Consider the following 11,100-nt stretch of genomic DNA (forward strand, 5'->3'; position numbering starts at 1 on the left):
CGGTGCACCGCCGCCCGGTGGGCGCCTTCGCCCCGCGCTCACCGGCGGCGCTCGCCTTCCTGCGGCTGTGGGACGGAATCGAGCACAAGCTGGCGCAGCTCGCCGCGCGGAACGCAGCCGAACCCGCCTAACGGCAGGGGAAACGGTGCGCCAGAAAGCGCACCATCACCTCAGCCAGACTATCGCCATGTTCGCTTGCCGGGCGGGTGAGAGCCACATGCCGAGCTCGTCCGAGGTGAGCTCGACCGTGCCAGGCGGCGGCAGGCAGGTGGTGGGCTGCGGCCCGGCGGCGGCCTTCGCCTCCACCGCCGCGCGCGCTGTGCGCAGGGCTGCGACAATGTCGTGCTGCAAGGCATCGAGTGCGGCGGTGCGCTCGGGCGAAGGCGCGAGCCGTCCCATCGCCTGGTCGCGCGCGATCCACCCCCCGAGCGTGACGGACGCGGCAGCCTCGGCAGGCTGCGCCGCCAGCGGGGCGGCGAGCGGCGCGAGAGCCATCGTCAGGGCAAGCAAGCGCAGTGCAAGGATCATGTTCCCACCTCCGCGCGCCGCCCTGAGGCCGGGCGACTTAACGGACGCTGAAATCGCTACAGGAAAGGGCGCCCGGATCGCTCCGGACGCCCCCTTGGTGATTGCTGCAGAAGGGCTCAGGCGCCTTGGGCCGCCTCGTCGCCGCTGTCCTTGGCGCCGCCGAAGCGCTTGCCCGCACGCGGGATCGCCGAACCACGAACCGGAGCGGCCAGCACCGGACCACGCGGGGCATCCGGACGGTCGATCTTGCCGGTTTCGAGCAGCGCGTTGATCTCATCGCCCGACAGCGTCTCGTATTCGAGCAGCGCCTGAGCCAGCAGGTGGAGCTGATCCTCGTGGGTCTTGAGGATATCGGTCGCCCGGGCATGCGCGCCTTCGACGAGGCTCTTGATCTCGTTGTCGATCAGCTCGTTGGTCGAACCTGAGCGGAAGGTCCGCTGGGCCTGACCCATGCCGAGATAGCCTTCGGACTGCTCTTCGTACTGAAGCGGGCCGAGCTTGTCCGACATGCCCCACTGGGTGACCATGTTGCGCGCAAGGCTGGTCGCATACTGGATGTCCGAAGACGCGCCCGAACTGACCTTGCTGTGGCCGAAGATGATCTCCTCGGCCACGCGCCCGCCCATGCTGACCGAGAGGTTCGCATGCATCTTGTCGCGGTGGTAGGAATAGCTGTCACGCTCCGGCAGGCGCATCACCATGCCCAGCGCGCGGCCGCGCGGGATGATGGTGGCCTTGTGGATAGGATCGGACGCCGCTTCGTGCACCGACACGATCGCGTGGCCGGCCTCGTGATAGGCGGTCATCTTCTTCTCGTCGTCGGTCATCACCATGCTGCGACGCTCGGCGCCCATCATGACCTTGTCCTTGGCGTCCTCGAACTCCTGCATCGCCACCAACCGCTTGTTGCGGCGCGCGGCGAGCAGCGCGGCTTCGTTGACGAGGTTGGCGAGGTCCGCGCCCGAGAAGCCCGGGGTGCCGCGCGCGATCACGCGCGGGTTCACGTCGGGGGCCAGCGGCACCTTCTTCATGTGCACGCCGAGGATCTTCTCGCGCCCGTCGATATCGGGGATCGGCACCACGACCTGACGATCGAAGCGGCCCGGGCGCAGCAGCGCAGGGTCGAGCACGTCGGGGCGGTTGGTCGCGGCGATGATGATGATGCCTTCGTTGGCTTCGAAGCCGTCCATCTCCACAAGGAGCTGGTTCAGCGTCTGCTCGCGCTCGTCGTTCGAATTGCCGAGGCCGTGGCCGCGCGAACGGCCGACCGCGTCGATTTCGTCGATGAAGACGATGCACGGCGCGTTCTTCTTGGCCTGTTCGAACATGTCGCGCACGCGGCTGGCGCCGACGCCGACGAACATCTCGACGAAGTCCGAGCCCGAGATGGTGAAGAAGGGCACGCCCGCCTCACCCGCAATGGCGCGGGCGAGCAGGGTCTTGCCGGTGCCGGGCGAACCCACCAGCAGTGCGCCCTTGGGGATCTGCCCGCCGAGCTTGGAGAAGCGCTGCGGATCGCGCAGGAATTCGACGATTTCCTGCAATTCCTCGCGTGCTTCATCAATGCCCGCGACGTCGTCGAAGGTGACCTTGCCCGAACGCTCGGTCAGCAGCTTGGCCTTGGACTTGCCGAAGCCCATCGCGCCGCCGCCGCCGCCCTTCTGCATCTGGCGTAGCGCGAAGAAGGCGATCCCGAGGATCAGCACGAAGGGCAGCGAATTGAGCAGGATGAACAGGAGGATATTCTGGCTTTCGCGCTGCTTGCCGGTGAAGCGCACGCCGTTCTCTTCCATCAGCTTGGTGATCTCGACATCGTTCGGCACCGGCACGGTGGTGAAGCTGTCGCCGTTCTTGAGCGTGCCGGTGATGACATCGCTGCCCATCTGCACGTCCTGCACCTCGCCCTGCGATACCGCGGCGCGGAAATCGGAGTAGCGCATCGCGCTGCCGTTCGATTGACCGGCGCCGCTGAACATCGTCACCACGAGCAGCAGGGCGAGGAAAATCCCGCCCCAGATCATCAGCTGCTTGATCCAGGGATTGGGGCCGTCGCCTTGCGGCTGGGGATCGTTCTGCTGACTCATGCTCGGGGAATCCTTTCGTCAGCTTCGCAATGTAGGAGCGCCTGAGTGAATGGCAAGATAATGCGCGGGCGCAGGGCTGATGCTAATTTTCGAACAGAGCCTTGCGGATTATCGATTTTGGGCCGTGCCATAGGCGGCAAGGAACACGTCGACCGCCCCGGCAATCCGGCGATCGCGCTCCGCAGGGGTCACGCTTGCACCGAAGCGGCGTTCGAGATCGCCCATGCCCTTGCACATCGAGACGAATTGCTCCGCGGCAAGGAGCGGATCGGGGATCGCCAGCTCGCCCAGTTCGCATTCGCGCGCCAGCCACGCGCCGAAACCCTCTTTCATGCGCCATGGGCCGGCTTCGAGAAAGGCGAGGCCGATCGCGGGGTCGATCTCGGTCTCGGCGGCGATGCGGCGCTCGAACTGGATCATTTCCGGGCGGAACAGGAATGCGTAGATCGCCTCGCCGATCGCGGTCAGGCGCTCGCGGATTGTGCCCTGGGGCATGGCGTCGAGCGAGAAGTGGCCGCGCATCTTCTCGCATTCGCATTCGACCGCGGCGGTGAACAACGCGCGCTTGTCGCCGAACTGGTTGTAGATCGTGACCTTGGAGACGCCTGCATCGGCCGCGATCTGCTCGATCGCCGAGGCGGCATAGCCGTGGTGGAAGAAATGATGCGCAGCCGTGTCGACGATCGCCGCGCGCTTGGCGGCGTCGAGAGGGCGCCCGGCCTTGCGCCGAGCGGACTTTTTTTCGGGGTCGGCTGAATGCCCGATTGACAAAGTGAACGGCTCCGTTCAGTTAAACGTGACCGTTCAATAATGCGTCGAGTCTCTCCCCGGCGCAACCCCACCCGCTGATAAAGGTTCCTGACAACGTGCTCTGGATCGCCATCAGAATGCTCACCGGGGACGCCCAGAAGTTCTATGGGCTGCTGTTCGGAATCGCTTTTTCGACCCTGCTCATCACCCAGCAGATGACGATCTTCGTCAACCTCGTCGAACGCGGGGCGAGCGGGGTGTACAACGCGCCCGAGGCCGAGGTGTGGGTGATGGACCCGGTCAGCCGCACCACCGATGTGAGCTACGCCATGCCCTCGACCGCGCTCGACAAGGTGCGCTCGGTGCCCGGGGTGGAGTGGGCCGTGCCGCACCTGCGCGCGCAGGCGAACGTGCGCACCAAGGATGGCGACCTTGAAGGCGTGGGCATCGTCGGGGTCGACGATGCGACGCTGATCGGCCTGCCCAAGCGCATGGCGACGAGCGACGCGAACGTGCTGTTCGCCCCCGATACGGTGGTGATCGACGATGTCGGCGTAACCCGTCTGTTTTCCAACGGCGCAAGCCCGCTCGGCGAGCGGCTCGAACTCAACGACCAGCGCGCGGTGATCCGCGGCATCGCCGATGCGATCCCCAGCTTCACCAGCACGGTGGTGCTCTACACCCGCTATTCCAACGCCCTGAACTTCGTCCCCGGCACCCGCAACCGGCTGTCCTTCGTGCTGGTCGGCGTCAGCGGCGGCCTGACGCCCGAAGAGGTCGCCGCGCGGATCGAGAAGGAGACCGGCCTCAAGGCCGAAACCCGCGCCGAATTCTCGCGCGCCGGGGTCAACTTCATCATCGAGAACACCGGCATCCCCGTCAATTTCGGCATCACCGTGTTCCTCGGCTTCGTCGTCGGGGTGGCGATCGTGGGGCTCACCTTCAGCCTGTTCCTGCGCGACAACATCAAGCAGTTCGGCGCATTGAAGGCGATCGGGGTCACCAATGCCAAGATCATGCAGATGGTCGCGGCGCAGGCAGGCCTCGTCGGCATGATCGGCTATGGCCTCGGCGTCATCGGCACGGTCGCCTTCATCCGCGGCTTCGGCGCCAATCCCTTCTTCAAGGGCTTCTACATCCCCTGGCAGATCCCGCTGATCAGCCTCGGCGCGGTGATCGTGATCCTTGCGCTGACAGGCTTCGTCACGATCCGCTCGGTGCTCAGGACCGAACCGGCGGCGGTGTTCCGGTGAGCGAGGGCGCAATCATGCAACAGGCAACCATCCCCGACTGCGCCCCAGAGGCCGCCATCTGCGCGCGCGGCATCACCCGCGATTTCGAGGCAGGGCAGACCACCATCCGCGTGCTCCACGGGATCGACACCGACATCCAGCCGGGCCAAATGACCTACGTCGTGGGCGAGAGCGGGTCGGGCAAGACGACGCTGATTTCGATCATGTGCGGCATCCTTTACCCGACCGAGGGCGAGGTGAAGGTGTTCGGCACCGACATCTACAAGCTGACCGATACGCAGCTGGTAAAGTTCCGCCTCCAGAACATCGGCTTCATCTTCCAGCAGTACAACCTCATCCCCTCGATCGACGCCGCCGCCAACGCCGCCGTGCCGTTGATCGCGCAAGGGGTGCCGATCAAGGAAGCGCGCGAGCGGGCCAAGGTGCTGCTCGACAAGCTCAATATCGGCAACCAGGCCGACAAGCTCCCCCGCCAGCTTTCGGGCGGGCAGCAGCAGCGCGTCGCCATCGCCCGCGCGCTGGTGCACGAGCCGCGTCTGGTGGTCTGCGACGAGCCGACCGCCGCGCTCGACGCGCGCTCGGGCCGCCGCGTCATGGACCTGCTGCGCGAAGTCGCGGTCGCCCCCGACCGCGCCTGCATCATCGTCACCCACGACAACCGCATCTTCGATCTCGCCGACCGCATCATCGTGCTGGAAGACGGGAGCATCACCCATGACGGGAAGGAGATGCCCGATGACCACTGACACCTCCCCCGCAACTCTCCCCCTCCCGAATCCGCCGAGGACACCATGCTCCGCAATCTAAGCTTTGCCCGCCAGATCCTGCCCGCGCTTGCGCTGATCGGCCTCGCGGTCGCCGCATGGTTGATTCTTGTCGGCCTGCCCGACCGCTCGACCGCGGAGCCTACCGAACAGCCCCCCAAGGCGGTCGGCGACCTTGCCGGCAAGGCGCGGGTCGCGGGCGCGGGGATCGTCGAGCCGGCGAGCGAGATCATCGACATCGGCTCGGCGTTGTCGGGCCTTGTCACCGACGTGCGCGTGCGCCCGGGTGACCGCGTCGCGAAGGGCGACATGCTGTTCACGGTCGACGCCCGCGCCGCGCAGGCGAGCCTTGCGCAATCCACCGCCGCCATCACCGAGGCCCGCGCCTCGATCGCCGAGGCAGCCGCCGCACAGAAGACTGCGCGCCAGCAGCTCGCGCTCTACCGCAACCTCTCGGATCCCGCCGCGGTCAGCCGCGCCGAGGTGATCCGCGCCGAGGGCGATGAAGCCGCCGCCACCAGCCGCCTCTCCGTCGCCCGCGCGCGGCTGGCCTCGGCCGAGGCCGCCGCCGCCGCCGCGCGCACCGAGATCGGGCGCCTCGTGGTCCGCGCGCCGATTGCGGGCGAGATTCTCGCGGTCAACATCCGCAGCGGCGAATTCGTCTCCACGCAAGGGGGCGGCAACAGCACCCCCTTCATCCAGATGGGCGAGACCAACCCGCTCCACGTGCGCGTCGACATCGACGAGAACGAGATCGCCCGCGTCGCGCTGGGCGAGGCGGCAATCATTTCCCCGCGCGGCGCGGCCGAGCTCCACGTCAAGGCCACCTTCGTGCGCGCCGAGCCGCAGGTGGTGCCCAAGCGCTCGCTCACCAATTCGGCCGCCGAGCGCGTCGATGTGCGCGTGCTCCAGCTGATCTACGCCCTGCCCCCGTCCGAGGCCTTCCGCGTCGGCCAGCAGATCGATGCCTTCATTCCGGCCAAGGCGGGTGCGCCCGCCAAAACGGAGGGCTGAGGCGATGCGCCGCCTGTCTCTTGCCGGAGCCGCGCTGCTCCCGCTGGCGCTCGCCGCCTGCGCGAGCGTCCCAGAGGTCGCCACGCCGCAGCCCGAGCTGCCGCGCGCCTTCTTCAACCAGCCCGAGGCCGCGACCGGGGCGGCACTGGCTGCACTGATGCCGACGAGCGATCCGGCCTATGCGGCCTTGTCGCAGGCCGCGCTCGCCAATGCGCCCAACCTTGCCGAGGCGGCCGCGCGGATCGACGCCGCGCGCGCCGGAGCCCGCGGCGCAGGGGCCGAGCGCCTGCCGAACATCTCCGCCGACGGCAGCGTCACCCGCAACCGCATCAACCCGGCGCAATTCGGGCAGGCAGGACAGCAGGGCTTCATCCCGCGCGAGCAGACCTCCTACGGCGCGAACATCACCGCCAGCTGGGACCCGGATATCTTCGGGCGGCTGAAAGCGCAGGAACGCGCCGCGCTCGCGCGGATCGATGGCGCCACCGCGCAGGCGCAGGGCGTTCGCCTCGCGCTGCTGGCCGAGATCGCCGCGAGCATCACCGACTGGCGGGTGCTCGACGCCCGGGCCGCCGCGATTCTGGCCGATTCTGCCGCCGCGCGCCAGCTCGTGGGCCTGGCCAAGGCGCGGGAAGATGCCGGGATCGCTCCCGGCTTCGATCGCGTCCGCGCCGAGGCAACCGCGAGCGGCTCGGCCACCCGCCTCGCCGCGCTCGAAAGCGAGCGCGCGCAGCTGATCGGCCGCTTGGTGACGCTGACCGCGCAGGACGCCTCAACCGTGCGCGCCGCGCTTGCCGCACCTGCCCCGGCGCTCGCCCCTGCGGCGGCTCCGGCCAGCCTGCCCTCCGACCTTCTGGCCAACCGGCCCGATGTCGCCGCCGCCGCCGCCGAACTCGCCGCGACCGACGCTGACCTTGCCGCCGCGGCGCGCGCGCGTTTCCCGCGCATCACGCTGTCGGGGGTGATCGGCCTGCTCTCGTTCCGGCCTGCGGACTTTTTCGACGATTCGGTGGTTGGCACGCTGACCGGCGGGATTGCCGGGCCGCTGCTCGATTTCGGCCGGGTGGGCGCGCAGATCGACGGAGCCGCCGCAAACAAGCGCGCGGCCTTCGCGGCCTATCGCGGGGCGGTCTATCAGGCGCTGGGCGATGCGGAAGCCGCTTACGGCGTTGTCAGCGCGGTCGATGCGGAGGCCGCGCTCGCGGTCACCCAGCGCGACCAGTTGAACCGTGCCGCCGCCATTGCCGAGACCCGCTACCGCGCGGGGCTGGCGAGCTTCCTCGAAGTGCTCGAAGCGCGGCGTGCGGCGGATTCGAGCGGCGAGAGCGCGGCTGCGGCGCTCGGCCGGGCGGCGCGGGCGCGGATCGTGCTGTGGCAGGCGCTGGGCGGCGAGGTGATGGCGGCGCAGTAGATTTTCCTACTCGCCGCGGACCGGCTAGCGGTGACGCGTTCTTTGCCATCGTCGGCCCCCTCCCTTACGCACCGGCACCTGCCGAAACGCCGGTTTTTGCGCCGCAAACCTTTCTCTCCGCTTGCCGCTTCAGGTAGCAAGATCTTGTTTTTCATTGGCTATTTTCCGGTAGGGAAGTTGACGCACTGTAACCTTTGTCACCTTCCCCACACTCAGGCCGCGAACCAGTAGACCCCGTAACCCAGCGCTGCCAGCGCCACCGCGCCGCCAATCAGCAGCACCAGTCCGTCGCGCACCATCAGCGCGAGGCTGAGCATCGCGATCGCAAGGAACGGCGCGGCGGCCGCGAAGGGCACGATCTCGAGCACCGGCAGCGCAAGGCACAGCACCACGATCAGCCCTGCCACCACCCGCCGCGCCGGACCGCTGGCGAGCGACTTGAGCCGCCCCTTGGCGATGCTGTCGAGCACGTCGGCGATCTTGCGCAGCTTGTCCTCGCCCTTGGTGAGCCGGTCCGAGGAGACACCCCGCCCGGTGACGAAACCCGGCAGCCACACGTGCTTGCGGCCCCAAGCCATCTGCGCGGCAATGATCGCGATGCACAGGGCGATGATCGTCGGCACGCTCGGGATCCCTCCGACCGGAGAGATGCCGACCAGCGCAAGGATGAGCATCAGCGGCGCAAAGGAGCGGTCGCCGAATTTGTCGAGCAGGTCGTCGATCGCGACCTTGTCCTGCTTTTCCGCAATATCCTCGAGCCCGTCGACGACATCGCCGATGGAGTCTGTGTGTTTGCCCTTGGCCATGTGTCCTCCTGAGGAAGGACTACACGGCAGGGGTGCAGAATGTTCAACCCCGGCGCTGGATCAGCGCCGACCGCTCGCAGCGGCATACCACCTCGTCGCGCTGGTTCGTCATCTCGTGCACCCAGGTGACGATCCCGGCATCGGGGCGCGACTTGCTCTCCCTGAGCTCCTTGACCTCGGACGAGGCGCGCAGGGTGTCGCCGATGAAGACGGGCTTGGGCGTCACCACCTTGTCGAAGCCGAGGTTGGCGACCAGCGTGCCCAGGGTCGTCTCCCCCACCGACAGCCCGACCAGCAGGCTGAAGGTGAAGGTGGAATTGACCAGGATCTGCCCGAACCCGCTGGCCTTGGCCGCTTCCACGTCGATGTGGAGCGGCTGGGGGTTGTGGGTCATCGTCGAGAACAGCAGGTTGTCGGTCTCGGTCACGGTGCGGCGGATCGGGTGCTCGATGCGCTCACCCACCTGCCATTCGTCGAAGAACTTGCCGGCCATCAGGCGGCCCCCTGCCAGCTGGCGACAACATCGGCGCCGTCATCGGCGCTCGAGCGAACGCTGCCCGGCGTGCGGCTGAAGCGCGGGGCCGGGGCGGTGTGCCAGATGCCGTCATGCTCGACATAGGCCTGCCGCGCCTGCATGTGCGGATGCTCCCGCGCCTCCTCGATCCCGAGCACCGGGGCGAAGCAGGCGTCGGTGCCTTCGAGCAGGGCGCACCACTCGGCCTGCGTTTTGGTGAGGAACAGCGCCGCCAGCCGTTCCGCATAATCGTCCCAATTGGCCGGGTTCATCTGCCCCTGCGCCAGTTCCTCCGGAGCGCCGGTCCGCGCCAGCAGCTCGGCGTAGAACTGCGGTTCGATCGAGCCCAAGGAGATCTCCTTGCCATCGGCACAAGCGAAGCAGCGGTAGAAATGCGCCGCCCCGCCGAGCATCCCCTTGCCGCGTTCGGTGGAAAGGTGCGGCATGTGGCGCACGCCGAAGAAGAAGCTCATCAAGCTGGTCGCTCCGTCAACGATCGCGGCATCGACCACCTGACCCTTGCCGGAGCGTTCGCGTTCGTAAAGCGCAGCCATGATCCCGAAGGCGCAATACATCGACCCGCCGCCGAAATCGCCGACGAGGTTCTGCGGCGGGGTTGCGGTCTCGCCCGGCTTGCCCACCGCGGCGAGCGCGCCGGTGATCGCGATGTAGTTGATGTCGTGCCCGGCGGCCTGCGCCAGTGGCCCCTCCTGTCCCCAGCCGGTCATGCGGGCGTAGACCAGTCGTGGGTTGGTCGTCAGCAGGTCGTCGGGGCCCAGTCCCAGCCGCTCCATCACCCCGGGGCGGAAGCCTTCGATCAGCACGTCGGCGCTGGCGGCGGCGGCGAGCACGGCGGCGCGGCCCTCCTCGCTCTTGAGGTCAAGCGCCAAGCGGTGGCGGGCGCGTTCGACCACTGGATTGGTCGTCGCACCGCCCGGCCGGTCGATGCGCACGACTTGCGCGCCGAGGTCGGCCAACAGCATCGCGACATGCGGCCCCGGCCCGATCCCGGCAAACTCGAGAACCCGAAGGCCGGCGAGCGGCCCTGTTGCATTGCTCATGAATCTCTCCCTTGTCGGGAAAAATCTCTGACGCGCCTGCCAGCCGAGGGCAAGCGCCGAGCGTGGCCGCAGCCAAAAGTGGCAGGTGGGATCAGTGCGCCAGCGCGGGCGCGGCGGCCTGTTCCGGCGCGCTCGCACCGCCGGTCGCCTCGTCGAGGATGCGGCGATATTGCGCCACGATCACGGCGCGCTTGTGGCGATCGAACGCGCCCTCGCCGGACATCGCCGCGAGGTTGCCCTTGAGCCGCGCCTCGTTGGCGATGAGGTAGGCGAGGCCCTTGGCGATATCGGCCTGCACGCCGTGCTCCCAGGCATAGCCGATGGTGTCGTCGGGATAGACCCCGTCGATCCCCCAGCCGCGCGTGTGCAGCACCGGCAACCCGCACAGCAGCGCCTCGACGAACACCATGCCGAAGGTCTCGCGCAAGGTGGGCATGGCGAAGGCGGTGTAGCCGTTCAAGGTGCTCTCGAAGGCGCCCTGCGGCAGCGGCCCGCACAGGCGGATGTAGCCCTGCGCATTGCGGCTCGCGATCATCGTGTCGATGTCGCACAGCGTATTGGCATCGCCCCGGCCCCAGATGTCGAGCGTCAGGCGCGGCTCGCTGCGGCGCAGTTCGACCACCGCATCAAGCAGGCCCTTGAGGTTCTTGCGCTTGTGCTGGTCGAGGTTGAACAGGGTGACGATCCGCGCTTCGCCGGTGATGACGGGGGGAAGGATGTCCTCCTGCTTGACGATCGGCATCATCACCTCGACCCGGGCAGGATCGAGGCCGTGATCGGCGATGAAGCGCCCGGCGGTCCACGGGGCGCAGGGCAGCAGCCGGTGCGCGCCCTGCATGATCGCGCGCCACTTGGCGGCCATGTCCTTCCGCGCGGCGATGAACTTGATGTCGGTATCGCCCCAGATATTGGCGA

General features: G+C 68.0%; 11 protein-coding genes. 4 read left to right on the top strand and 7 right to left on the bottom strand.

The genetic code is table 11. The features are described 5' to 3' along the window. Positions 1-165: 165 nt before the first annotated feature. From NBV68_RS13040 to NBV68_RS13050, 3 genes are all read right to left on the bottom strand, one after another. Positions 166-528 carry a hypothetical protein gene (locus tag NBV68_RS13040; protein WP_296310460.1) on the bottom strand — a complete coding sequence of 121 codons (363 nt, stop codon included), beginning with the start codon at positions 526-528 and terminating at the stop codon, positions 166-168. A gap of 116 nt (positions 529-644) precedes the next feature. After that, positions 645-2,612, bottom strand: a complete 1,968-nt coding sequence (ftsH, locus tag NBV68_RS13045; protein ID WP_296310462.1) for an ATP-dependent zinc metalloprotease FtsH — start codon at positions 2,610-2,612, stop codon at positions 645-647. Between the two features lie 108 nt (positions 2,613-2,720). Beyond that, positions 2,721-3,383, bottom strand: coding sequence for a TetR/AcrR family transcriptional regulator (locus NBV68_RS13050; protein ID WP_296310464.1), 663 nt, complete (start codon positions 3,381-3,383; stop codon positions 2,721-2,723). A 95-nt stretch (positions 3,384-3,478) separates the two neighbouring features. On the opposite strand from NBV68_RS13050, the gene NBV68_RS13055 reads away from it, so the two are divergent. From NBV68_RS13055 to NBV68_RS13070, 4 genes are read left to right on the top strand one after another with little or no spacing between them, the layout of a single operon-like run. Continuing rightward, positions 3,479-4,615, top strand: a complete 1,137-nt coding sequence (locus NBV68_RS13055; protein WP_296310466.1) for an ABC transporter permease — start codon at positions 3,479-3,481, stop codon at positions 4,613-4,615. 14 nt (positions 4,616-4,629) lie between these two features. Beyond that, positions 4,630-5,361 (top strand): ABC transporter ATP-binding protein, encoded by a 732-nt coding sequence (locus tag NBV68_RS13060; RefSeq protein WP_296310468.1) that lies wholly within the window; start codon positions 4,630-4,632, stop codon positions 5,359-5,361. A 45-nt stretch (positions 5,362-5,406) separates the two neighbouring features. Continuing rightward, entirely contained in the window at positions 5,407-6,393 is a 987-nt protein-coding gene (locus NBV68_RS13065; protein WP_296310469.1) for a biotin/lipoyl-binding protein, read from the top strand. Positions 6,394-6,397: 4 nt separating this feature from the next. Beyond that, complete coding sequence (locus tag NBV68_RS13070) at positions 6,398-7,804, top strand: efflux transporter outer membrane subunit (protein ID WP_296310471.1); 1,407 nt, start codon at positions 6,398-6,400, stop codon at positions 7,802-7,804. A gap of 212 nt (positions 7,805-8,016) precedes the next feature. Here NBV68_RS13070 and NBV68_RS13075 read toward each other — a convergent pair whose 3' ends face one another. The 4 genes from NBV68_RS13075 to NBV68_RS13090 all read right to left on the bottom strand — a co-directional run. Then, the gene (locus NBV68_RS13075; RefSeq protein ID WP_296310473.1) at positions 8,017-8,610 is read right to left on the bottom strand and encodes an exopolysaccharide biosynthesis protein; all 594 of its coding nucleotides are present in this window, start codon (positions 8,608-8,610) and stop codon (positions 8,017-8,019) included. Positions 8,611-8,653: 43 nt separating this feature from the next. Beyond that, positions 8,654-9,103 carry a MaoC family dehydratase gene (locus NBV68_RS13080; protein ID WP_296310475.1) on the bottom strand — a complete coding sequence of 150 codons (450 nt, stop codon included), beginning with the start codon at positions 9,101-9,103 and terminating at the stop codon, positions 8,654-8,656. Continuing rightward, a complete protein-coding gene (locus tag NBV68_RS13085) occupies positions 9,103-10,185 on the bottom strand; it encodes a CaiB/BaiF CoA-transferase family protein (RefSeq protein WP_296310477.1) in 1,083 nt (360 codons plus the stop codon). The genes NBV68_RS13080 and NBV68_RS13085 overlap by 1 nt, the downstream gene beginning before the upstream one ends. 91 nt (positions 10,186-10,276) lie before the next feature. After that, the coding region (locus tag NBV68_RS13090) for a glycosyltransferase family 4 protein (RefSeq protein WP_296310478.1) at positions 10,277-11,100 on the bottom strand (824 nt) is incomplete at its 5' end.

Source organism: Erythrobacter sp. (assembly GCF_023653175.1).
Lineage (GTDB): Bacteria > Pseudomonadota > Alphaproteobacteria > Sphingomonadales > Sphingomonadaceae > Erythrobacter.